Origin of the sequence: Bradyrhizobium sp. SRL28, assembly GCF_018596315.1 — a bacterium.
Classification (GTDB): Bacteria; Pseudomonadota; Alphaproteobacteria; order Rhizobiales; family Xanthobacteraceae; genus Bradyrhizobium.
In genome coordinates, this window is record NZ_JAHEAG010000004.1 from 293,055 (window position 1) to 316,397 (window position 23,343).

Below are 23,343 nucleotides of genomic sequence, written 5' to 3' on the forward strand. Positions count from 1 at the left end.
TTCTGGTCGTGCAAAGGTGGATGCGCGATCTCACCGGAAAACCGGGACCCACTTTTCCGGATCGCGCTTCTAAAACCTGGAATACTGGCGCGTGATGACGCTTCTTCGAATCGTCATCCCGCTCCGTCTATTTTGTTTGAGCATGATCTCCGGGCAAACGCGTACCGCGTTTGTCCCGAGGGAAAACCGGTACCACTTTTCCGGATCATGCTCCGGGGGCGCTTTCCCCCCAAAAAGGAAGCCCGGCCAAAAGGACCGGGCAATACCTTACGCGTTGCGGCGCAATATATTCAGAAAACGCCAAAAAACAATGGTTTGTTTGGCATTTGGTTAGTCGATTTTGGGCATATGGCCCGCCTCAATTGCCCTTTTCGGGGTCGGGGTAGACACCCCGCAACACCTCCTCGAAATGGGCCTTGACCGCCTCATTGCACTGGCAGGACCGGTTTCGCATGGCATCCGGGTTACGGATCAGGATCGAGCCGCGCCGGGTCTCCAGCGTGCCTTCCGCCTTGAAGGTCTGGATGACCCGGCTGGTATAGGAGCGGCCGACCCCGAGCAGGGTCGCCAATTGCTCATGGGTGAGCGGCACGACCTCGTCGCCGTCGGCTCGTTCCATCGCCGAAATGATCCATTTCGCCGTGCGCTGCTCGATCGAATGGATGGCATTGCAGGCGGTTGACTGGAAGATCTGGGCCAGCATGCAGTCGGCGTAACGTGCGAAAATGTTGCTCAGCGTGCGTGATTTCGATTTCGCCGCGTCGAGCTTGCCGACCGGCAGCCGCACGAAGGGACCTGCGAATTTGACGGTGATGCGGGTATAGGCGGGGAGATAGCCCTGGCTGACGATGCCGCCGACGGCGCCTTCGCGGCCGATCAGGATAGTCTCGACATCGCGGCCGTCCTCGTTGGTCACCATGTAGGACACGAGGCTGGGACCGCAGGGGAAGTGCACGGTCTCGACGTGGTCGCCGGGGCTGTAGAGCAGATCGTTCGGCGCGGCGTCGGCCGGGATGAGGTGCGGTTCGATCAACGCAAAATCGGCGGCGCTCAATCGGCGCAGTAAATTGTTGAACGGCCGACCGCCGGCCGTATCTTCCTGTCGCAAAATCATTGAAGGTTCCTGCTCCCCGCTGGAGCACAATAATCGATCCAATCCAGGTTTATGTGTTCACTAGTGGACAGACGGTAGAACTAACTTGTGGTGGTTTCAGTTCCGGAACCGGCGATGCGCTTTCACGGGCGTCGGCTGGCCTTGCGCCTTCCGGGGCTTCGGCCCGGGCCTCTGATCAAATGCTGAACCTTGAACTGGCGAGAAACATGGAACCCGCCTCCGACGACGGCCTGCCCAACGATGTGCTGGTCGTCGAAGATGATCCAATCATCGCGCTCGATTTCGAAGACACGATTCTGGGGTTTGGCGTGAAGACGGTGCGGACCGCCGCGAACGTGGCCAAAGCGCTCGATATGATCGCCAACCGGCCTCCGCAATTCGCATTGCTCGATGTCAGCCTCATCCGCGAGAAGAGTTTTGCCGTGGCCGAACGGCTGGAGGCGCTCAAGATTCCATTTGCCTTCGTTACCGGCTATGGCGCCGACGCCCGGCTTCCGGCCGCATTCGCGACGAAGCCGCGGCTGCCCAAGCCCTATTCGACCGACGCGCTACAGGCGCTCTTGAAGAACGGCTACATCAGGCCCTGAGCGGTCGCGGCCGCAGCAGAGGCTACACGGGCTCAACTATAGGGGCTTGGGATCGAGCGTTGTCGACCACAGCGCCACGTCGGCGCGATCGCGCAGGGTCACCGTCATCTGCCCGCTGGCGCCGTCGATCCTGACGTGGCCGAAGAACTGCATCCCGGCGGATGGCGGCAGGTTCTGGTTGCCGGGCCCCGGCGCCTTGATGAACTTCAGTTCGGGTCCGAAGGTGTTGTCGAGATCGTTCGGGCCGAACGTGCCGGCATGCAGCGGCCCGGCGACGAACTCCCAGAACGGGTTGAATTCCCCAAACTGTGCCTTGTCGGGATTGTAGTAGTGCGCGGCCGCATAGTGCACGTCCGCCGTCAGCCACACGGTGTTGACGACGCCTGATGTCTTGATGAAGCGCAGGAGGTCGGCGATCTCCAGCTCACGGCCGCGCGGCGGCCCGTCGCCCTGCGCGAACGCTTCCGAGCCATTCTTGTTGGGCGCATCGTCATAGACGATGATGCTGAGCGGCATGTCGGATGCGATCACCTTCCAGGTGGCGCGCGAATTCAACAGCGCGCGTTTCAGCCAGGCCATCTGCGCCGGTCCGAGGAAGAAACTTTCGCGTCCGTAAGCCTCTTGCTGGTTCGCGCCATTGGGACCGCGATAGCTGCGCTCATCCAGCATGAACACGTCAAGATGCGGGCCGTAATTCAGCGTGCGATAGACCCGTCCCGGCTCCACGATGCTTTCGCGCATCGGATACATTTCGTGGAACGCGCGCGCCGCGCGGGCGGCGAGCAGGGCGATGTTGCGTTCCTTGTAGGACGCGGGCAATTCCTTCGACGGCGACCAGTTGTTGGTGACTTCGTGATCGTCCCACTGCACGAACACCGGCACCTCGGCGTTGAACGCGCGCAAATGCTCGTCCATGAAATTATACTTGTGCGCGGCGCGGAATTCGTCGAGCGTTTCGGCGACCTTTGACTTCTCTGGCGTCGTCACATTCTTCCAGATCCTGCCGTCGGGAAGCGTCACCTCGCTCTTGATGGGTCCGTCGGCATAGACGGTGTCGCCGGAGTGCAGCAGGAAATCCGGGCGGTGCTTGCGCATGGTGGCGAAGGTGAGCATGCCGCCATCATCAGGGTTGATGCCCCAGCCCTGTCCGGCAACGTCGCCGCCCCAGACGAAACTGACGTCGCGGCGATCGCCAGGGGCGGTGCGGAAGCGTCCGACCACGGGCTCGCTTTCGATGCCGATATGCGCGAGGTCGCGAAACCGGACGCGGTAGAAAATCTCCTGCCCGGCAGGCAGGTTCTCCAGCAGTATTTTCGCGGTGAAGTCGCTTTCGGGCAGGGCTGCGATCGGCGGCAACGCCGTCACACTGGCAAAGGATTCCGTGGTGGCGACTTCGATCAGCATTTGCGAGGGGCGGTCAGCGCGCGCCCATACCACGCCGCCGTCAGCGCCGACATCGCCGGATTGCACGCCGGAGGTCACGACCGGCCTGTCGGCGGCGCGGCTGAGATAGGGCACTGCAAGGGCGCTGATGGCGCCGGCACCTGCGGTGGAGAGAAAACGCCGCCGGGAAAGTCCGCGCGTAATCCTGAACGTCATGCGAACTCCCTTCGGTCCGGTGCGAGCATGCAATGCCGGCCTCGCCAGACCTAGAAAGAAATGATGACGGTTCGATTACCGAATTTGCAGGTCAGGCGTTGCCGGCCGCGCGAAATTGCGCGCTCGCCCGTTGCAGGTTTTGCGGCATGCTCATCAAGAGCGCCTTGCGATCGGCTACCGCGTTGTGGAATTGCTCGATCGCGATGTTGAACGCGGTCAACGTGCCTTCCTCGATCGCGCCGTGCTCGAAGCATTGCAGCGTATCGCGCAGGATGGCGTCCGCTTCGGACTGCATCTGGTCGAGTTCTTCCATCGAATCGCTTTGGCGGGCGGCGGTGAGCATGTCGAGAAGCCGGTCGCGTTGCGAGGTGTTGACGCTGCGATCATCCTTCTTGAGATATCCGGCGAACCAGGCGCCGGCGGAACCCATCGCCGACAGCGCCATCAAGGCCCACCAGATGTAATCGCTGTAGCGGTCGAGGAAGGTCTTTTCCTCGCCGTCGACAAAGGCGGCGGCGCCGGGATGAACGGGGATCGTGGCGTCCTTGTCGGTATCGGGCGTCTCGATCTTGGCGGCCAGCGGAAATTCGTTCTTCAGCGTCTGGCGGATCGCAAACAACTGCCGCGTAAAGATCGCGATGGTCGATTCCGCAACACCTCGGCGTGCCACGATGTGGTGCGAGAAGCTGATCGTCTTGATCTCTTCCTCGGGCCGGCCCGGCGCGCCCCCAAATGTTCCGGCCGGGATGTCGGAGGCCTCGTAGGCGGGATGATTCTGCGCAATTGCCTCGGCCGAATCGATCGCAAGGAATTTCGGCGAGCCGCCGTCGCGCACGGATGCTGTGATCGCGTCCGCCGTGATCTTGCTGTTGACCGGGCCGGCGGCGAGATAGGCGTCCGCCTTCTGGTTACGAATGGCCTCGGCCGCCTCGTTGGCGGGGAACTGGATGATCTCGACCTTTGCCGGATCGACGCCGTATTGCCGCAAGATCACCTTGAGCAGATTGACGTTGGCCTGGGTGCGGCCGACGACGCCGATGCGGTGCCCGGTGAGCTGGCCGATTTTCGTGATGGCGGGCGCGGCCTTCTTTCCCTTGATCTTGGCCGCAGGCGGCACCCACAGCACCACGACGTTCTTGCGCAGCGTCGCCACGGCCTGCGCATTCTTCGGCACATCGAGGTCGCCCCTGATGATGGCGAGATCGGCTTTGCCCTCGCCGAGCAGGTTGGCGCTCGCCAGCGCGCCATCGGTTTGCACCGGGCGCAACCGGACCACGCTGTTGCGCTGGGTGTTGAAGGCCTGCGTCAGATTCTGAACGACTTTGAGGTCGTCGCTGTTCGCCGGGCCGACGGCGATCCGCAACGTCACTGGCCGCATGGCAAAGTAATAGCCGGCAACCAGCGCGCCGACGATGGCCAGCACGCCGGCCAGCGTGACGAATGTCAGCCGTTGTTTCGCTGAGCGGGGCGAGGGTGGGGCCGGCTTTTCCGAAGGGAGGGGGCCGTCGCTCATCAATCCCTGGATTGTTCGTTGGAGGTGCAATTTCATGCCGCCGGCACACTTACACGCGTACTCTAGCAAATTTCCCGCTTAACCATTGTTACATCTCCGTCATGGTTACCGGCGCTCCAAACCGCCATTGGGCCCCGTTACTGCCCATTTTTGGCAGGGATCCCCGATGCGGCCTTCGGTGTTAGAGTAGAGGCTATCTGAAACGGGAGGCGATCATGGCGGAACGGCTGTCGGCGGAGGCGCGGAAATCGGCGCTGGCGGAACTTCCCGGCTGGTCCGAGACGTCCGGACGCGAGGCGATTGCGCGGACCTTCACCTTCAAGGACTTCAACGAAGCCTTCGGATTCATGTCCCGCGCCGCCCTGGTGGCGGAAAAGAACGACCATCATCCGGAATGGAAGAACGTCTACAAGACGGTGGAAGTCGTGCTGGCGACCCACGACGCCGGCGGCGTCACCCGGCTCGATATCGATCTGGCCAAGGCGATGAATGCGATCGCGAGGCAATTGGGCGTCACCTGAGTTCGTGCACCCACGATCTTGCGAGGTGGGGCGGACATCCCCAATTCTTGAAGCATATATCGGCCGCGGCGATCTGCCGCGCCGGGTTCCGAGGAGCGCCGCGATGGCATCGTCCGATCACACCGTGGGTTTCGAGCCGGCCGACCGGCTGGCGCAGGACCGTGAAAGCGTGCGTCGGCGCTTCTGGATCAAGTTCAAGCAGGTGGTGGCGCAGCTTCCCTTCGCCGAAGACCTGCTCGCAGCCTATTACTGTGCGTTCGACAAGGAGACGCCGCGTCACGTGCAGGCGGGGCTGCTCGGCGCCGTCGCCTATTTCATCCTGCCGTTCGATTTCATGCCGGACATGCTGCCGTTGCTCGGCTTTACCGACGATGCCGCTGTCCTGGCCACCGCCATCCGCATGGTCGCGAGCCACATCACGCAGGAGCATCGTGATGCCGCCCGTGCTGCGCTGAAGCGCGGGATCGACACCGCTGAAGTGACGGATTGAATAGCCAAGAGCTTGAATAGCCAAGAGCCCCGCTCCGATGTGAATCGGAACGGGGCTCTGGATTTTCGATTTGACGCGTTTTTCTCTAGCGCTGCGCCGGTGATTGAGCCTGCGCTCTTGCGCTTCGCTCGGCTTCCCAGGCCTGGAATTGCTTGAACAAGGTTTCCTTGTCCGAGTCATTCTTGACGTTTGCGGCGGTCGCCGGGCTCTGTTTCAGGAATTCATCGAACCTGGCGCGGGACACGGCCTCGACGTTGTGGGTCTTGAGCCATTGCTCGGCGACCGGCAGTCGCTGCCAATCGGGCAACGGCGCCGACAGCGAGACCTCCTTCCACTTCGGGTGGAACGGCGGGTTCTGGAACGTCGGAAACTTCGTGAAGAAGGCGTCCACGAATTGGGCCAGCTTGCGATAGCGGTCGGTGTTGGGCGCCCAATTGTAGGCGGCGAGCACCGCAGGCACGGCGATGGTATCGACCTTGCCCCCTTCCGCGATCAGGTTGGGATAATCCTTCGACGTAAGGGTCGCGGGCAGATAGTCGGTCTGCAGCGGCTTCGAATAGTCGACCGGAACCAGATGGAAGCGGTCGTCCTTGAACCCTGCGACGGATTTATACGGTTTGCCGCCGACGGCAATCACGGCGTCGATCTCGCCTGCCCTCATCTTCTCCATCGCGATGCGCTGTTCGAGATAGAGGAAGGTAGGCTTGATGCCGAGCCGCTCGAACACGATCGCCGCGGTGACGAAGGTGCCGCCGTTGGGAAGATCGACGCTGACCTTCTTGCCGTTGAGCTGGCTGATGTTGGTGACCGATTTCGAGGCGAGGACGTACATCTCTTCATTGTAAAGCTTGGTCACATAGGTGAACTGCTTCTTGATGTCCTTCGCAAAACCCTTCTTCTCGAGATAGTCCAGCGTATCGGCTCGCACGATGCCGAGGTCGACGCCCTGCAGGAACAGGATGTCGGCGACGCTCTGCACCGAGCCGCGCCCGACGATCGGAAGTACGCGTAACTTGTTTCCGTCGTCGAGCACGGAAGCGAGGTCAGCACCGAATTGCACATAGGTGCCGCCGATCGTTCCCGAGATCAGCGTGACTGTGTTGGCGTTCAGCGCCTGCTTGGTGGCGACTGAGCCGAACTGAAAAATGGCCTTCAGGCTTTCGCTGACCTTGGCCGGATCGTATTCCGTTTCTGCGGCCTTCGCCGCCGTATTGCTGCATGCCACTGTCATGGCAAGCAATGCCATTCCCAGTAAGTGTCGCATTGGGTTCCTTTTGCGCTGGTCTTGAGTAATTAACTAGTTCTGCAATTGGCCGAGCCGCCGTTTTGCATCGGCCGAACCGAGCTGGGCTGCCTTCTGATACCAAACCTTCGCCGCCGCTGGGTCGGGTGTGACACTCCGCAAATCCTGGCTGCCCAGCACCTGCGGATCATACGTTCCTGCCAGCATCAGCGCAGCTTCCGCCTCCTGCGCGTCCGCGGCCCGTTCGAGCAGCAGCCGGGCCGAGGTGATGTCGCCGATAGCGAGCAGGCTCTTCGCCCGCTTCAGCAGCACTGCAAGCTCGTCCGGATCGATGCGTCGCGTCGGAGCCGCCTCACGCGGCGCCGGAACGGGCTCACGAACGGCCGGAGCAGTCGCGATCACCGGGGCCGTCGGATTAATCGAAGCGACGACTTCTCGAGACGCTTCGCGCGCCACCGGCTCAGGTACCGCGACCTTGCCCTTGAGTGCGCTTTGATACGCGGCGGCAATTTCGTCGCGCGACGGCGATGCCGATGCCAGCGCGGTGTTGGGTGACGTACGGCGCGCGGCCGCAACCTCCGCACCGGTCGGTTCGGCGGCCAGCGGCGGCGCGGCAATGCGCTGCGGCAGCTCAGGTTCCGGCACCGCTGCGGCAAGCTGGGCAGCCGGTGGGCTGCCACCGCCGCCACCGCCGAGCGAGGCGTTGAAGATGACGGCACGCGTCGAGTCGATGGAAAACAGCGCGAGAACGGCGGCTATCGCCGACACCACCACGCAGCCGGTTACGATGCGTCCCGCGCGCGCTTTCTTCAGCCCGCCGCTGCCGAACCTTCGGTCGCCGCCCGCGAAAGCATATTCGGAAAGCTGCTGATGGTGCTCCTCCTCGTAATTGGAGAGGAAAAGCGGCACCGGCTCGTGTGGCGGCAGCTCCTCCGGCAGTACATCCGTCTGCTCAAACGACGCATCCCTCCGATCGAACGACAGCGCGAACGGCTGCTCGTATTGGGGTTGCTCGTATCGGGATTGCTCTAGCCGGGGTTGCTCATACCGGAGTGGCTCGTACCTGGATTGATCGGCCTCATACAACCGAGGATCGCTGATCGCTTCGTCGAACCGGTCGAACGGATCTCTTGACTGAGCCGGTCTGGTATTCTCCGCCATGGTGATGTTCCCCACTCCACTGAACGCAACGACGGGCGTCCCCTGCACCTACTTCTTGCTCTTGTCGACGTACAGGAGCTCCTTAACTGATGGTTAAAATCGCACACGGAATGGGCTCAAAAAACGGCGGCGGGCGATGCGAATGGGGAGATATCTTGGTATGATTGAGGCAGAGAGGTGGCATAACGGGCTTTGAGGGCACAGATTGTTACCGAAAAACCATATCGGTGACATGAGTTTATCTAGATGGGATAACAAATGCGTGTGCCGGTTCCGCGCATCGCACGGGCCGTTTGCGCTTCTTCAAGTGGACGGGATCCGGTGCCTCCGCTCAGGGATGCAGGATCACCTTGCCCATCGCCTTGCGGCCGGCGAGTACCTTCAGCGCTTCGGCGGTTTGCGCCAGCGGAAAGGTGCGGTCGACATGCGAGGAGATCTTGCCTTCCGCGGTCCACTTCACGAGCTTTTCCAAGTTGGCGCGGTTCTTCTCCGGATTGACCCTGGTCCACGCGCCCCAGAACACGCCGCGGATATCGCAGCCCTTGAGCAGCGCGAGGTTGAGCGGCATCTTCGGGATGTCGCCCGCGGCAAAGCCGATCACCAGGAAGCGGCCTTCCCAGGCGATCGAGCGCAAGGCGGCCTCGGCGTAAGTGCCGCCGACCGGATCGAAGATGATGTCGACGCCCTTGCCACCGGTGAGCCGACGCAAGCCCTCTTTCAGGTCTTCCTTGCTGTAGTTCAGCGTGAGTTCGGCGCCATGGGCTTTGGCGAATTCGAGTTTCTCGTCCGATGACGCGCAGGCGATCACCTTCAGCCCCATCAGCTTGCCGAGTTCGCAGGCCGCAAGTCCGGTGCCGCCGGCAGCACCGAGTACGGCAAGCGTCTCACCCGGCTTCGGGCTGGCGCGATCTTCCAGCGCATGCAGCGCCGTGCCGTAGATGATGATGATGCCGGCGGCGCGATCGAAATCCAGATTGTCGGGAATTTTCACAATAGAGTTCGCGGGCAGCGCGATCTTTTCGCGCGCGCCGTTATGGCCGCATGACGCCACCACGCGGTCGCCAACCTTCAGGTCGGTGACCCCTGCGCCGACGCTTTCGATCACGCCGGCAACCTCGGCGGCCGGCGAAAACGGGAACGGCGGCTTGATCTGGTACTTGCCCTGGATCATCAGGATGTCGAAGAAATTCAGCGCCGCGGCCTTGATCGCAATCACGGCCTGTCCCGGTTCGGCCACCGGATCGGGCACGTCGGCCAGCACGAGGTCGTCGGGTTGGCAGTATTGCGAGCAGAGAATGGCTTTCATGGGCGCACCTGATTTTCGGACCGGGAAAGATAGAGGCTGGATGCTTCTTGCCGGATTTGAAGGCAGGCTACAATCCGATTCAGGCGCATGACCTTATGGTGATCGAAGGGGATTCAAACGATATTTGAAAAGGGCTTGCTGGCGGGAAAGCGGATATTGGTCACTGGCGGCGGTTCGGGTCTCGGGGCTGTGATGGGACACCGCTTCGTCGAGCTCGGCGCCGAGCTGATCATTTGCGGCCGGCGGCTGGAATTGCTGGAGGCGACGGCCGCGCGGATGCGCGGCGAACTCGGCGGCAAGGTCGGCGTGATCGGCTGCGATATCCGCGATGGGGCTGCGGTCGATGCCATGATGGAAGGGATATGGCGCGAGGCGCCGCTCGATGTGCTGGTCAATAATGCTGCCGCGACATTCATCGCGCAGACCGAACATCTGTCGTCGCGGGCGGCGGACGCGATCCTGGCGCCGACACTGCACGGTACAATGTATTGCACGCTCGCCGCGGGCAGGCGATGGATCGACGGCAAGCATAGAGGCGTGGTGCTGAGCATTCTCTCGACCTCGACGATCACCGGCCGCGCTTTCACGGTGCCTTCGGCGATGGCGAAATCCGCCGTGCTCGCGATGACCAGGAGCCTTGCCGTGGAATGGGGACCCAAGGGTGTGCGCACGGTTGCGATCGCGCCCGGCGCGTTTCCGACGCCGGGCGCTTCGGGACAGCTCCGCCCCGAGGGCCGCGATGAAAGCTGGGCGCAACGCAATCCGCTCGGCCGCGCCGGCGAGCATGGCGAACTTGCTGACCTGGCGAGCTTTCTGATTTCGGACCAGGCCGGTTATATTAATGGTGAGATGGTGGTGCAGGATGGCGGCGCCCATTTGCGCAGTTCCGGCGCCGAGGATCTGTTGCAATGGACCGATGCGCAGTGGCAAAAGCAGCGCGAGCGCCGTCCCAAGGGCTAAAACCGAAGCCTGCGTTTGATTCGCTTTGGGGATCTGGGACGAAGCGTCGCCACGGCGGTGAGCAACGTCGTAACTGCCTTCCCAAAAAAGCATTTCCCGGCTATCCATCCCCGGCGGCGCGAAGCGCTCTCGGGCCATCTTGCAGTCACAATGATGAGGGAACCAGTTGTCCGTGTTGCGAATACTGACATTTCTGGTTGCGATTGCGGCGTTGTGTGGGGCGGCATCCCTCGCACAAGCACAGAGCGCTGCTCCGAAGGGCGCCAAGGATTCGGCGAAGGAAGCGGCCAAGCCCGCGCCTGCACCCGCGGCAAAGCCTGGGGCCAAACCTGCGGAACCGGCTGCTGCTGGCGGTGCGGAACCCACCTTGATCGGACAGTACGGTACCTGGGGCGCCTACACCGCGACGCCGGCCGGCAGGAAGGTTTGCTTCGCGCTGGCGAAGCCATCGTCATCCAAAACCAATCCGCCGAATCGTCCGCGCGATCCCGCCTACGCTTTCGTCTCGACGCGTCCGGCAGAAAAAGTCGTCAACGAAGTTTCGATCATGATCGGATACGCGCTGAAACCGGGCTCGGAATCCTCTCTCGAGGTCGGCGGTTCGTCCTTTGCGATGTATACCCAAGGCGACGGGCTCTGGATCAAGAACGCCGCGGAGGAAGAGCAGATGGTCAACGCCATGCGCAAATCCGCCGAAGTCACCGTCAAGGGCATCTCCGCCAAGGGCACCGAGACCACGGACGTGTTCTCGCTGAAGGGCCTGGCCCAGGCGCTCGACCGGCTGGCGCAGGATTGCAAGCGCTAGGCGGCTTTTAAGCCCAGAATGACGTTGTTTACGGGGCCTGGAAGGCCTATTTGAGTGTCCTCGTAGGGTGGGCAAAGGCGCAACGCGCCGTGCCCACCATTAACGTTTGTGGTGGGCACGCTTCGCTTTGCCCACCCACGCTCTCTCTAGAACAGAAATCCGATGACCTCAGTTTCGACCGTGACGAATTCTACGCCGACGGTGGCCGTGGCTCCCCTCGAGAAGGTTCCGCTCGAAACCTACGTGCCGCCGGCAAAACCTTCGCTGATCGGCCTGTCGCGCGCCGAGATCGCCGGCCGGCTGGGCGAGATCGGCGTTGCGCCCGCGCAGCGCAAGATGCGCACGCAGCAGCTCTGGCACTGGATGTATGTCCGCGGGGCCAAGGCGTTCGATGAGATGACGAGCATCTCGAAGGAAATGCGTGCGCAGCTGGAGCAGCATTTTACCGTCGATCGCCCCGAAGTGGTCGCAGAGCAGGTTTCCAACGACGGCACCCGCAAATGGCTGTTGCGCCTGCCGAGCGGTGACGCGTTCCAGAAGGCGCATGAGGTCGAGTGCGTCTACATCCCGGAAACCGATCGCGGCACGCTGTGCGTTTCCTCGCAGGTCGGCTGCACGCTGAACTGCTCGTTCTGCCACACCGGCACGCAGCGGCTGGTGCGCAATCTCACGGCCGGCGAAATCGTCGGCCAGATCATGGTGGCGCGTGATCGCCTCAACGACTGGGCCGATCGCGAGACGCCGACCGGCAGCCGCCTCGTCACCAATGTCGTCATGATGGGGATGGGCGAGCCGCTGTATAATTTCGACGCGGTGCGCGATGCGCTGCTGATTGTTGCAGATAACGAAGGCATCGGCATTTCCCGCCGCCGCATCACGCTGTCGACCTCGGGCGTGGTGCCGAACATCATCCGCACCGGCGACGAAATCGGCGTCATGCTGGCGATCTCGCTGCATGCCGTGCGTGATGAATTGCGCAACGAGCTGGTGCCGCTGAACCGCAAATATCCGATTCAACAATTGCTGCAGGCCTGCCGCGATTATCCGGGCTCGTCGAACGCGCGGCGCATCACCTTCGAATATGTGATGCTCAAGGGCATCAACGATTCCATGGATGACGCCAAGCTGCTGGTGAAGCTGCTCAAGGGCATTCCGGCCAAGATCAATCTGATTCCGTTCAACCCGTGGCCGGGCACAACGTATGAGTGCTCGGACTGGGAGCAGATCGAAAAGTTCTCCGAATACATCTTCAATGCGGGCTACTCCTCGCCGGTGCGGACCCCGCGCGGCCGCGACATTCTCGCCGCCTGCGGTCAGTTGAAGTCGGAGACCGAAAAACTGTCCGCGCGCGAGCGCCAGGCGCTGCGCGCCATGGCGATGACGGATTGAGTGAAATGACGCGCTGCATGCTATGCGTCATTGCGAGCGAAGCGAAGCAATCCATCTCCCCGCTTGCCGAGAGATGGATTGCTTCGTCGCTTCGCTCCCTTGCGCAAACGCTTCGCGTTTGTCGCAGGCAATGACGGTGTGCGAGCATGCCCCTGATCGGCCGCCTCTTCGTCGTTTTCTTTGCCTTCCTCGCCGCCTGCTTCGTGGCGGGGATGATCGTAGTTGGTGCCGTGCTGTATCCCGAGATCAGCGATCTCGGCGGCGCGCCGATCGACCAGAGCGCCATCAATGTCGTGCTCGGCTTCGGCTTCATCTTCCTGTCCGGCTTTGCGCTGCCGCCGGCGCTGATTGTGGTGCTGATTACCGAAGCTTTCTACATCCGCAGCATCCTGGCCTACGCGATCGGCGGCGCGCTCGTCGGCGCGGCCTGCTATCTCGGCCTTATTCCGTTCGATCCGCAGACCATGCAGTTCGACGGCATCGTGCGCCGCCACCTCGAAATCATGACCGGCGCGGGCATCGTGGCCGGCCTCGTCTACTGGATGATCGCGGGCCGATCCGCCGGCGCCTGGCGCGAACCGCGGCCTCCGCTGCGGCCACCGCCACCATTGCCTTCGCACTCGCGGCCGCAGGCGTGACGGGGGTTTTCATCCCCAACCGCCTCGGCTAAACCCCGCGCCATGAACCGGACCGGACTTGTAATCGCGTTGGGCTTATCGCTCGTCATCGGACTGCTGTTCGGGATTTTCCCCGAACTCGACCTGAAACTGGCGGCGTTGTTCTACGATTCCACGAGCACATCGTTTCCGCTGAAGCAGAACGAGCTTGCCGGCTTCGCGCGCGATGCCGCGATGTGGATTGCCTGGGCGCTGGCGCTGCCGGCGCTGATTGCCATCGCAGGAAAGCTGCTGCGGCCCGACCGGCCGATGCTGGTTCCGGGACGCGCGGCGGTGTTTCTGCTGGTCACCATCCTGCTCTCCGCGGTCGTGCTGACCAATCTCACCTTCAAGAGCTACTGGGGACGGCCGCGGCCGGTGATGGTGACGGAGTTCAACGGCCCCTGGCAGTTCGTGCCGTGGTGGGACCCGCGCGGGGAGTGCGGGCGCAACTGCTCGTTCTTCTCCGGCGAGGGCGCCACCGCGTTCTGGGCTTACGCGCCCGCGGCGTTGACCCCGCCGGCGTGGCGGCCTTTGGCCTACGTGGCGGCAACCGTGTTCGGGGTCGTCACCAGCGGGCTGCGGATGGCGTTCGGCGGGCATTTCTTTACCGACGTCGCCGCCGCGGGCCTGGTGAGCTTTTTCGTGATCTGGCTCTGCCATGCCTGGATTTACCGCTGGCCGTCGACCCGGCGGTCAGATGAGCAAATTGAGGCCGCGCTGGCGCGTTGGGGCTGGCCCGGCTACCGGCTGTTGCAGCGCTGGCGCGGGCGCGAAGTCGGGTAATCCGGTCTTAGCCGCCAAGAGCAATTAAAAAGGGCCATTAAACGCGTGCCCATCCGCGCGAAATTTGTTATTCGCGCCCTAAAAGCCGACATCCGCCATTTCGACCGATTGGAAGCTCGATGAGTACGATTCTGAAAAGCCTGCCCAAGGGGGAAAAAGTCGGCATCGCTTTCTCGGGCGGTCTCGACACCAGCGCGGCGCTGCTCTGGATGAAGCAAAAGGGCGCGCGCGTCTTTGCCTATACCGCCAATCTCGGCCAGCCTGACGAAGCCGACTACGACGAGATTCCGCGTAAGGCACTGGAGTTCGGCGGCGAAAAAGCCCGGCTGGTGGATTGCCGCACGCAACTGGTTCACGAAGGTATCGCCGCCATCCAGTCCGGCGCCTTCCACGTCTCTACCGGCGGCATCGCCTACTTCAACACCACGCCGCTCGGCCGCGCCGTGACCGGCACGATGCTGGTCGCGGCCATGAAGGAGGACGGCGTCAACATCTGGGGCGATGGCTCCACCTACAAGGGCAACGATATCGAGCGGTTCTACCGCTACGGCCTGCTGACCAATCCGAGCTTGCGGATCTACAAGCCCTGGCTCGACCAGCTGTTCATCGACGAACTGGGCGGGCGTGCGGAAATGTCGGCGTTCATGACCGCCAATGGCTTCGCCTACAAGATGAGCGCCGAGAAGGCCTACTCGACCGACAGCAATCTCCTCGGCGCCACCCACGAGGCCAAGGATCTCGAGCGCCTCGACAGCGGCATCAAGATCGTCAATCCGATCATGGGCGTGCCGTTCTGGCGCGACGACTGTGTCGTCAAGGCCGAAAAGGTCGTCGTGCGTTTTGAGGAAGGCCAGCCGGTCGCGCTGAACGGCCAGACGTTCACCGACCCGGTCGCGTTGTTCCTCGAGGCCAATGCCATCGGCGGCCGGCATGGCCTTGGCATGAGCGACCAGATCGAGAACCGGATCATCGAAGCCAAGAGCCGCGGCATCTATGAGGCTCCCGGCATGGCGCTGCTGCACATCGCCTACGAACGCCTCGTCACCGGCATCCACAACGAGGATACCATCGAGCAATACCGCATCAGCGGCATGCGACTTGGCCGGCTGCTCTATCAGGGGCGATGGTTCGATTCCCAGGCCCTGATGCTGCGCGAAACCGCCCAGCGCTGGGTGGCGCGCGCCGTCACCGGCGAAGTGACGCTCGAGCTGCGCCGCGGCAACGACTACTCGATCCTGAACACCGAGAGCCCCAATCTGACCTATCAGCCGGAGCGGCTGAGCATGGAGAAGGTCGAGGATGCCGCGTTCACGCCGGCGGACCGCATCGGCCAGCTGACGATGCGCAACCTCGACGTCGCCGATACCCGCGCCAAACTGGATATCTACGGAAAGACAGGCTTGCTATCGAGCCGGGAAGGTGCCGACATCTTCAAGCTCGAGAGCGACAAGGGCTGAGGCGCGCGGGCGTACCTTCAACTTTCCGGATCATGCCGCCGGGCTTTGATTTCTTCCGGCCGGGGTCCGGACGCCCTGTGTTATGGAGACGTCATTCTGCGGGGATAGGTTTGCCGTGCCGCGCGCATGCGGCGTCGGATCTTGCCGTCCGCTGCGCCACCAACGACCGCCGGGCATCGATCATGATCAAGCCATTCGCCGCAACCATTGTCGCCATCCTGCTGGCGGGTTCGCCCACATCAGCTCAAACGATCTATCCGATCGACCGCGCCGAAATCCTCGTTGGCGCCCATTTCGACTTCAAGGTCGAGTTTGCCGATCGCGTCGACCCGGCGAAAATGAAGGTCACGGTCAACGGGGCGGACTATTCCGCCGCATTCGGCCAGAGTGGAAGCTTCGTCGATCGCGAAGACGGCAAGGACCAGTCGGCGCTGATCCTGCGCAATGTCGCATTGTCCAAGCCCGGCAGCGTCACGGTCGAGGTCAGCGATGGCACGCGCAGCCGCAGCGTGGTGTGGACGGCCTATGACTCTGGTCCGCGCAAGGCGAAGAACGTGATCCTGTTCATCGGCGACGGGATGTCGCCCGCCCACCGTGTCGCCGCGCGCATCCTCTCCAAGGGGATTGCGGAGGGCAAGAGCCGCGGCAAGCTCGCGATCGACGACATGCCCCATATGGCCCTGGTCGCGACGGCAGGCTCCGATTCCATCATCACCGATTCGGCGAATGCGGCCAGCGCCTACGCCACCGGCCACAAGACTGCCGTCAACGCGATGGGCGTCTATGCGGACCGCACCGCAAGTCCGTTCGATGACCCCAGGGTCGAAACCATCACCAGCCTGGCGAAGCGGCGGCTCGGCCTGGCGATCGGCATCGTCACCAATACCGAAATCGAGGATGCCACGCCGGCGGCGATGGTGGCGCATACCCGACGACGTGCTGCTTATGACGAGATTGTCGATCAGTTTTTTGCGGCCAAGCCCGACGTATTGATGGGCGGTGGAGCTGCGAATTTCCTTCCGCAAGCCGCCTCCGGGTCCAAACGCAAGGACGACATCGATTATGTCGCCAGATTCCGCGGCGCCGGCTACTCGGTTGCGACGACAAAGACCGAGCTCGATGCGGTGAACGCCAAATCCGACACGCGTCAATTGCTCGGCCTATTCGCCACCGGGAATATGGACGGCGCGCTGGATCGCAAATTTATCAAGGGCGGCGGCGTCAAGAAATTTCCCGACCAGCCCGATTTGACCGAACAGGTGCAAACCGCGCTGAACGTTCTGTCGAAAAACGATGCCGGCTTCTTCCTGATGGTTGAGTCCGGGATGATCGACAAATACGCGCATCTGCTGGACATGGAGCGCGCGGTCTACGACACGATCATGCTCGATAATGCCGTTCGCCTGACGCGGGATTGGGCGCGCGCTCGCGGCGATGACACCCTGATCCTGGTACTGGCGGACCACAATCATCCGAACAGCCTGGTCGGGACCATCAATGACGATATGAGCACGACGCCCAACGTGCCGCTGCGCGAGCGCGTCGGCGTCTACGAGAAGGCTGGTTTTCCCAACTATCCGGCGCCCGATGCCGAGGGCTATCCGGCGCGCGTGGACGTCAGCAAGCGTCTTGCCATCTTCTCCGCCAGCCTGCCGGATCATTACGAGACCTTCCGTCCCAAGCTCGATAATCCGAACGAGCCGACCGTGAAGGGGGAGCAGGCCGAGAGCTTCAAGGCCAACGACAAGTACAAGGATGTTCCCGGCGTCGTGCTGCGCTTCGGCAATCTGCCGGCGATGATCGGCGCCAGCGTTCATTCGGGCGAGGACGTCATCCTGACCGCCACCGGGCCGGGGAGCGATCGGGTGCGCGGCTCGATGGACAATACCGAAGTCTTCCGGGTCATGGCCGATGCGCTCGGACTCGCGGCGGCGGGACCGTAGCTTCGCACCAGGGCTTCTTGCGCGTCAGGAAAGCGGCGACGGGGCGAACATCAGCTTGACGCAGCTTCGAAAGAGCAGGACCTGCCGTTCGAGCCGGCTGGGATCGTTAAGCGTCTTGGACATGATGATGGCGCCGTCGACGATGCAGGACAGCATGTCGGCGACATCGTCGAGATCGACCGGCTCTCTTGGCGGATACACTGCGGCTATGCCGTCAAGAATCTTGCGAAAGCGCGCGTTCCAGTCGCGCACGGATTGCGCGGTGAGCTCGCGAACCTCGCGATCGAACAGCCGTTCCTGATAGCAGATGCTCGCGATCAGGCAGCCCGGATGCCCGCTCGGCAGGTCGGCCATCGTTTCTGCGAGCAGCTTCAGTGAAATGAGGAAGGCCTGCAGCGGATCGTCGGACAATTGACGGCCGCGCGCGAAAATTTCGTCGAACAGGTGGTCGTTGGTCGCGACATATCGGCGAAGCATTTCACGTGCGAGCGCGTTCTTGTCCTTGAAGTGATAGAAGAAGCCGCTCTTGGTGAGGCCGGCCTCGGCGATCACTTCGTCGATCGAGGTCGCGCCAAATCCCTTGGCGAGTACGGCGGCTTCCGCGATCTCGAGAATTCGCTCACGCGTTGCCTCGCCCTTGCTCATCCGGGGTTCCAGAACTGCACTCATGGTACGGTTTCTCCACGGCCGGCAGCGGCACGGCTTTGCGTCTCAGGGTGCAACCTTTTGAATTCGTATCATTTTGCCGCATCTGGTTCATCCGCACCGCGAGCCGCCTAGGAAGCCGCGACACTATGAGGCACCAACATCGCCCGACCCAGACGGGGCCGGGAACGACCTACCGACGGCTGGAAAAAGCTCCGGAGATATTGAGATGGCCAAGTACAGAGACGATCTTCCGCAACGGCGTGGCGGCATTTTCCTCACCGATGGCGGCATGGAAACGACGCTGATCTTTCACGAAGGAATCGAACTGCCGCATTTCGCCGCCTTCGTGCTGCTCGACAGCGCCGAAGGCCGGCAGCAGTTGAAGCAGTATTACGCGAGCTATCTCGCGGTCGCGCGCGAGCATGGGGTCGGTTTCGTGCTCGACAGCCCGACGTGGCGTGCCAATCCGGATTGGGGCACAATGCTTGGCTATGACGCGTCCGCGCTCAGGGCGATCAATGTCCGTTCGATCGCATTTCTTGACGAGTTGCGCGCCGGTTGGGAACGGCCAGGCGCGCCCTGCGTCATCAGCGGCGCCATCGGCCCGCGCGGCGACGGCTACAAGGCAGGCAATATGGAAGCCGACGAAGCCGAGGCCTACCATCGGGCGCAGATCGCGGCTTTTGTCGAGGGCGGCGCCGACATGGTCACCGCCTATACGCTCACCAGCATCAATGAAGCCATCGGTGTCGCACGCGCCGCCAGGTCGCTGGGGGTGCCAGCAGCCATTTCGTTTACCGTGGAGACCAACGGCCGCCTGGTGAAGGGTGAAACGTTGCGGGAGGCGATCGAGACCGTGGATCGCGAGACGGATGGTTCGCCCGAATACTTCCTGATCAACTGCGCCCATCCAACGCATTTCGAAGATGCCTTGAAGGCGGGCGAGGCCTGGACGGCGCGTATCCATGGCGTCAGGGCCAACGCCTCGACGAAGAGCCATGCCGAGCTCGACGAATCCGTAACTTTGGATTCGGGAGATCCGTCCGACCTCGGGCGGCGTTACCTCAATCTCAGAGGCGCGTTTCCGAAGATGCGTATTCTCGGCGGCTGCTGCGGCACCGATCACCGGCACGCCGCAGCCATTTGCGATGCCTGCGTGCCGCCGCGGGCGCTCAGCGCCTGACGATAGCGTTTTCGAGCGAAAGCCTGCCCCGGACTTGATCCGGGGTGGATACCGTTTCGCATAGCAATCAAGCTTGCGCAGATTGCGTAGACTTATCTGCGGTAGAAAACGCGTCAACCAAGAAGCACAAAAAATGGCCGGGATTGCTCCCGGCCATTTTCATTTGCGATGACCTGTCTTATCGCCGCGGCGGCGCGGTGCCGGGCGGGGGCGGCGGCAGCGACGCCTGTCCGCCGTTAAGCAGCGGCGTGATGTTGCGGATGGTGACGCGCCGGTTGATCGGACTCGGCCCGTCGATCGCCTCCTTCAGATACTGCTCACCGTAGCCTTGCGAGGTCAGGTTTTCCGCCGGCACGTTGAACTGCTGCGTCAGCAAGGTGGCCGCCGATTCGGCGCGACGGTCCGACAGCGACAGATTGTCGACGTCGTTGCCGACCGCGTCGGTGTGGCCCTCGATCAGGAACACCGCGCGCGGATTTTCCTGGATCGCGCGGTTGAGGCCGTCGGCGATCGCCTGCAGCTTCGCCGCCTGATCGGGGGGAACTTCCCACGATCCGAGTTCGAAGTTGATGGTGTTGACATCGATGCTCGGCATCCGCTGGCGCACGGTCGGGCTGTAGCGGATTTCGTCCAGCGAATAACGCCGTTCGATCCGTTCCACCGGCGGCGCCATCATGGTCTCGTAGAGCACCTCCGGCGACGCCTCCTCGGAATCGACGATGTAGCGGTTGTAGGGAATGCGGACCACCGGCGGCGCCAGGGCGACGTAGAATCCGCCGCCCCCGCGCGGATCGCGGTAGCTGTTGTCGATGATGATGATCTCGCGGCCGCGCTGGTCGCGGCGGATACGGCGCATCAATTGACCGTCGCGGCCGGTCACGGTGATCACCTGCGTGCCGTCAGGCCGGATCACGACGGTGCGGGTCTCGCCACCGACGGTCTGGGTCTGGATATCACGCGCGCCGTAGCGGAAGCGGTCCACCTCGTTGTGGCGGACATATTGCTGTCCGCCGGGATCGCGAATGATGATCCGGCCGGGCTCGGTGATGATGGTGCGGCCGCCCTGCTGGCTCTCGCGACGCTGGCCGCGGAAGTCGTCAAGGCGCTGCGGTCCGGACCGTGGCGCACCCGGGGCAATGACTCTAAGCCCAGCGTCCGGCGGCGGGGCTGCTGGCAGCGGTGCGGTGACCTGAGGAGCCTGGCGGAAGGCCGGCGCGACGGTCGGCGGGGCGTTTTGTGCCCGGCCGGCCGGTGGCGTGGCGTTTGGCGCACCCGGAACGGCGGTTGGCGCGGTGGTGGCCGCGCCTCCTGGAGCCGTGGGAGCAGCCGCCGGCGGCGTTGCACCCGGAGCGACGGGAGTGCCAGCGCTCGGCGCAGCAGGCGGCGGCGCGCCGGGTCGTCCCGGTGGTGCGGTTGTCGGCGCGGTTGTCGGGGCACCCGCGCTCGGAGGTGGCGTCGGTGCTTCCGGCCGTCCCGGCGGTGTGGTCGGCGTTGTAGTCGGGGCGCCCGCACTCGGAGGCGTCGTCGTTGCTCCCGGTCGTCCCGGCGGTGGCGCCGTCGTCGTACTTCCGCCAGGCGGAGGGGCGGCCGTCGGCGGCGCTGTCGGAGCCGGCGTGGTGGCAGGCGCCGGCGGCTGCCTGGTGCCAGACGGCGGGGGCGGCGGCGGTACAGGTGATGGCGTCGCCTTCTGAGACGAAGGCGGCGGCGGTGGTGGCGTCGTCGGTGCGGCAGGTTGCTTCGGCGCCGCAGGCGCGGCTGCCGGCGGAGGAGGTGGCGGTGCCGTTGGGCGCGAAGGTGCAGCCGCAGGGGGCGGCGGCGGCGGAGTCGGTGCCTTCGGCGCGGCAGCCGGGGGAGGCGGCGGCGGCGTTGGGCGCGGGGGTGGTGCTGCCGCCGGAGGCGGCGGGGGTGGTGCTGGACGCGGCGGCGGAGCCGCAGCAGGCGGTGGGGGCGGAGGGGCTGCTGGACGCGGAGGTGCCGCGGCCGGGGGTGGCGGAGCAGCCGGCGCGGGCGCCTTCGGCGCGGCAGCCGGCGGCGGGGCACCCTTCGGCGCCTCCTTGGGCCTACCGCCCGGGCCGGTCTCTTCCTTGGCTTGCGCCACGACAATCGGCGCGGTCTGCGCATGCGATGCAGAGGTCGCGAGCTGCGTCGCCGTCAAAGCGGTCGTGGCGAGCAGCAGGATGCGTAGGTTTGTCATGATATCCTTGGTCCCCGGAATAGGCCTGACAGCAACGGAACGGTCTTCATTGGCATGCCAGTTGGTCGATTGAACGGCTAATCATTAGGCCGGATTGTGGCGACCTACAAATGGTCGGATGCTTTTTATTTCATCGGCGCAATGGGTTGCATGCACCATTATTCATTGCGCGTTCAGGCTGTGCGTTCATGTGGTCCCTTGATCGGTAGCGGGGTTGGGAGTGCGGGGGCCGTTCGGCCCGCGTACCGGTAACTCATCCGGCACCTTGCCCGGCAACTCCTGCGGTTGTGGTGGTTGACCGGGTTCACGGAGCGGTGGTGGCACTTCCGGACGAGGATTGCCTGGAGGGCTCTCTTGCGGCGGCTCGGTCGGTTGTCCCGGTGTCGCCGGCGGTATCTCCGGCGGTTCGATCGGCATCACATCTCCTGAAGTTTCAACTCCAGGAACATAACGGCGACGCGGGCGTGAAGTTCCCGCGCGCCGCGCGAATGGAACCGGTCAGGCCGGTGCGTGGCAGACGGCTTCGATATTGTGGCCATCGGGATCGAGCACGAACGCGCCGTAATAATTCGGATGGTAGTGCGCTCGAATTCCGGGCGCGCCGTTGTCGCGCCCGCCGGCCGCCATGGCTGCCTTGTAGAAGGCGTCCACCGTCGCACGGTCCTTGGCCACGATCGCGACATGGAGCGGCTTGTCCAACCCGCCTTCGCCGCCGATCCAGAAATCGGGCTTTCCATCGGCGCCGAAACCTGCGGCGGGATCGTGGCCGTGTTGTTCCTGAGTGACTTCCATCACGAGGGTGTAGTCGAGCGGCGCCAGGGCTTTCAGATAGAAGGCCTTGGAGCGTTCGTAGTCCGAAACCGGAAATCCGACGTGGTCGATCATCAAGGTCTCCCTGCGGTTTGAAGGAACGCAAAAATTCAGCCTCGCGCCAGCAGCGTGTTGCTGCGGGTCTTGCCCGTCTCGATATAACCCCGCGCGCGGATGTCGGCGATGCAGTCTGCCAGCCACTCGTCCTTCGACAGATGCTCGATCACGATCGCGCGCGGCCACAATGCCTGCGGTGCGTCGGCGAAGAAGCCGGTCAGCACGCGATCCTCAAAACCCTCGACGTCGATCTTGAGCGCGTCGACATGCGCGACAGCGGCCTCTTCGAGGATGCGCTGCAGCCGCAGCGACGGCACCTTGATCGCCTTGCCGGAGGCCTCGCCCGACACGATGTGGCTGGCGCCGAGATTGTCGCCGTCGGTTTCGATCAGCAATTCGCCATCAGCAGGGCCGGCGGCGGCTGCGACCAGTCGCACCTGGGTGTAGCCGGAGGCTGTGTTGTTGAAGGCGAGCCGCGCATGGGTCACCGGGTGCGGTTCGATCGCGATCACCTTGCCGCCGGCGCCGACATGACGCGCCAGCGCAAGCGCATAGGTGCCGACATTGGCGCCGACATCGACGAATACGCCACCCGCGGGCACATGCGCACGCAAGAAATCCAGCTCCTCGATGTTGTAGGCGGGGTTGAACAGCGCGCCGCGCTCGGTGGCGCTGGCCTGGTGGTAGAAGCGGAACGAGGCGCCCTGGTATGGCACGTCGACGGGACCCGCGCGCAGCAGATTCACCAGCCGCGACAGCCAGGGGCGAAACGCGCCGCGCTTCAGCCGCGTGCGGTGGGCCAGCGAGATGATCGCGGCCTGTGCGGCATTCGGGGCGAAGGCGCCGAACGGCGCGGGCGAAGGATCGTTATCGAGCGTCAAGCAAAAGTCCTCGGTGAAGCGGCGGCATGCATAGCCGGTT

At 63.4% G+C, this 23,343-nt stretch carries 22 protein-coding genes; 11 read left to right on the top strand and 11 right to left on the bottom strand.

Annotation, left to right across the window (positions count from 1 at the left end):
* Positions 1 to 358 precede the first annotated feature (358 nt).
* Complete coding sequence (locus tag KIP88_RS12895; protein WP_214488280.1) at positions 359 to 1,114, bottom strand: Crp/Fnr family transcriptional regulator; 756 nt, start codon at positions 1,112 to 1,114, stop codon at positions 359 to 361.
* 206 nt (positions 1,115 to 1,320) lie between these two features.
* Between KIP88_RS12895 and KIP88_RS12900 the strand changes: the two genes are divergently transcribed.
* Complete coding sequence (locus KIP88_RS12900) at positions 1,321 to 1,701, top strand: response regulator (RefSeq protein WP_214488281.1); 381 nt, start codon at positions 1,321 to 1,323, stop codon at positions 1,699 to 1,701.
* Between the two features lie 36 nt (positions 1,702 to 1,737).
* On the opposite strand, the gene KIP88_RS12905 is transcribed toward KIP88_RS12900, so the two are convergent.
* Together KIP88_RS12905 and KIP88_RS12910 are read right to left on the bottom strand one after the other, a co-directional pair.
* Positions 1,738 to 3,300 (bottom strand): alkaline phosphatase, encoded by a 1,563-nt coding sequence (locus KIP88_RS12905; protein ID WP_214488282.1) that lies wholly within the window; start codon positions 3,298 to 3,300, stop codon positions 1,738 to 1,740.
* 91 nt (positions 3,301 to 3,391) lie between these two features.
* Positions 3,392 to 4,849 (bottom strand): TAXI family TRAP transporter solute-binding subunit, encoded by a 1,458-nt coding sequence (locus tag KIP88_RS12910; RefSeq protein ID WP_214488283.1) that lies wholly within the window; start codon positions 4,847 to 4,849, stop codon positions 3,392 to 3,394.
* 179 nt (positions 4,850 to 5,028) lie between these two features.
* On the opposite strand from KIP88_RS12910, the gene KIP88_RS12915 reads away from it, so the two are divergent.
* Both KIP88_RS12915 and KIP88_RS12920 read left to right on the top strand, forming a co-directional pair.
* Entirely contained in the window at positions 5,029 to 5,334 is a 306-nt protein-coding gene (locus KIP88_RS12915) for a 4a-hydroxytetrahydrobiopterin dehydratase (protein ID WP_214488284.1), read from the top strand.
* A gap of 103 nt (positions 5,335 to 5,437) precedes the next feature.
* On the top strand, positions 5,438 to 5,824 hold the full coding sequence (locus KIP88_RS12920; RefSeq protein ID WP_214488285.1) for a YkvA family protein: 387 nt from the start codon (positions 5,438 to 5,440) through the stop codon (positions 5,822 to 5,824).
* An 85-nt stretch (positions 5,825 to 5,909) separates the two neighbouring features.
* On the opposite strand, the gene KIP88_RS12925 is transcribed toward KIP88_RS12920, so the two are convergent.
* From KIP88_RS12925 to KIP88_RS12935, 3 genes are all read right to left on the bottom strand, one after another.
* On the bottom strand, positions 5,910 to 7,088 hold the full coding sequence (locus tag KIP88_RS12925; RefSeq protein ID WP_214488286.1) for a TAXI family TRAP transporter solute-binding subunit: 1,179 nt from the start codon (positions 7,086 to 7,088) through the stop codon (positions 5,910 to 5,912).
* Between the two features lie 33 nt (positions 7,089 to 7,121).
* Positions 7,122 to 8,228, bottom strand: a complete 1,107-nt coding sequence (locus KIP88_RS12930; protein ID WP_214488287.1) for a hypothetical protein — start codon at positions 8,226 to 8,228, stop codon at positions 7,122 to 7,124.
* A 331-nt stretch (positions 8,229 to 8,559) separates the two neighbouring features.
* On the bottom strand, positions 8,560 to 9,534 hold the full coding sequence (locus tag KIP88_RS12935; protein ID WP_057854574.1) for an NADPH:quinone oxidoreductase family protein: 975 nt from the start codon (positions 9,532 to 9,534) through the stop codon (positions 8,560 to 8,562).
* Positions 9,535 to 9,654: 120 nt separating this feature from the next.
* Between KIP88_RS12935 and KIP88_RS12940 the strand changes: the two genes are divergently transcribed.
* The 7 genes from KIP88_RS12940 to KIP88_RS12970 all read left to right on the top strand — a co-directional run bounded on the left by KIP88_RS12940 (position 9,655) and on the right by KIP88_RS12970 (position 17,530).
* A complete protein-coding gene (locus KIP88_RS12940) occupies positions 9,655 to 10,494 on the top strand; it encodes an SDR family oxidoreductase (RefSeq protein WP_214488424.1) in 840 nt (279 codons plus the stop codon).
* Between the two features lie 166 nt (positions 10,495 to 10,660).
* Complete coding sequence (locus KIP88_RS12945; protein WP_214488288.1) at positions 10,661 to 11,299, top strand: invasion associated locus B family protein; 639 nt, start codon at positions 10,661 to 10,663, stop codon at positions 11,297 to 11,299.
* A 162-nt stretch (positions 11,300 to 11,461) separates the two neighbouring features.
* Entirely contained in the window at positions 11,462 to 12,688 is a 1,227-nt protein-coding gene (gene rlmN / locus KIP88_RS12950; RefSeq protein WP_214488289.1) for a 23S rRNA (adenine(2503)-C(2))-methyltransferase RlmN, read from the top strand.
* A 146-nt stretch (positions 12,689 to 12,834) separates the two neighbouring features.
* Complete coding sequence (locus tag KIP88_RS12955; protein ID WP_214488290.1) at positions 12,835 to 13,326, top strand: hypothetical protein; 492 nt, start codon at positions 12,835 to 12,837, stop codon at positions 13,324 to 13,326.
* A gap of 42 nt (positions 13,327 to 13,368) precedes the next feature.
* Positions 13,369 to 14,130 carry a phosphatase PAP2 family protein gene (locus KIP88_RS12960; RefSeq protein ID WP_214488291.1) on the top strand — a complete coding sequence of 254 codons (762 nt, stop codon included), beginning with the start codon at positions 13,369 to 13,371 and terminating at the stop codon, positions 14,128 to 14,130.
* Between the two features lie 119 nt (positions 14,131 to 14,249).
* The gene (gene argG / locus KIP88_RS12965) at positions 14,250 to 15,587 is read left to right on the top strand and encodes an argininosuccinate synthase (RefSeq protein ID WP_214488292.1); all 1,338 of its coding nucleotides are present in this window, start codon (positions 14,250 to 14,252) and stop codon (positions 15,585 to 15,587) included.
* Between the two features lie 182 nt (positions 15,588 to 15,769).
* Positions 15,770 to 17,530 carry an alkaline phosphatase gene (locus KIP88_RS12970; protein WP_214488293.1) on the top strand — a complete coding sequence of 587 codons (1,761 nt, stop codon included), beginning with the start codon at positions 15,770 to 15,772 and terminating at the stop codon, positions 17,528 to 17,530.
* A 24-nt stretch (positions 17,531 to 17,554) separates the two neighbouring features.
* Here the strand turns inward: KIP88_RS12970 and KIP88_RS12975 are convergent, their stop codons facing one another.
* On the bottom strand, positions 17,555 to 18,175 hold the full coding sequence (locus tag KIP88_RS12975; protein WP_214488425.1) for a TetR/AcrR family transcriptional regulator: 621 nt from the start codon (positions 18,173 to 18,175) through the stop codon (positions 17,555 to 17,557).
* Positions 18,176 to 18,404: 229 nt separating this feature from the next.
* Here KIP88_RS12975 and KIP88_RS12980 point away from each other — a divergent pair, with 229 nt between their 5' ends.
* Complete coding sequence (locus KIP88_RS12980) at positions 18,405 to 19,361, top strand: homocysteine S-methyltransferase family protein (RefSeq protein WP_214488294.1); 957 nt, start codon at positions 18,405 to 18,407, stop codon at positions 19,359 to 19,361.
* 178 nt (positions 19,362 to 19,539) lie between these two features.
* Here the strand turns inward: KIP88_RS12980 and KIP88_RS12985 are convergent, their stop codons facing one another.
* From KIP88_RS12985 to KIP88_RS12995, 4 genes are all read right to left on the bottom strand, one after another.
* Positions 19,540 to 21,555: an OmpA family protein gene (locus tag KIP88_RS12985; protein WP_214488295.1), complete on the bottom strand. Its 2,016-nt coding sequence runs from the start codon at positions 21,553 to 21,555 to the stop codon at positions 19,540 to 19,542.
* Positions 21,556 to 21,741: 186 nt separating this feature from the next.
* A complete protein-coding gene (locus tag KIP88_RS46465; RefSeq protein ID WP_249790736.1) occupies positions 21,742 to 21,972 on the bottom strand; it encodes a hypothetical protein in 231 nt (76 codons plus the stop codon).
* An 81-nt stretch (positions 21,973 to 22,053) separates the two neighbouring features.
* Entirely contained in the window at positions 22,054 to 22,440 is a 387-nt protein-coding gene (locus KIP88_RS12990; RefSeq protein WP_214488296.1) for a VOC family protein, read from the bottom strand.
* Positions 22,441 to 22,475: 35 nt separating this feature from the next.
* The gene (locus KIP88_RS12995) at positions 22,476 to 23,303 is read right to left on the bottom strand and encodes an FkbM family methyltransferase (RefSeq protein WP_214488297.1); all 828 of its coding nucleotides are present in this window, start codon (positions 23,301 to 23,303) and stop codon (positions 22,476 to 22,478) included.
* Positions 23,304 to 23,343: the final 40 nt, after the last annotated feature.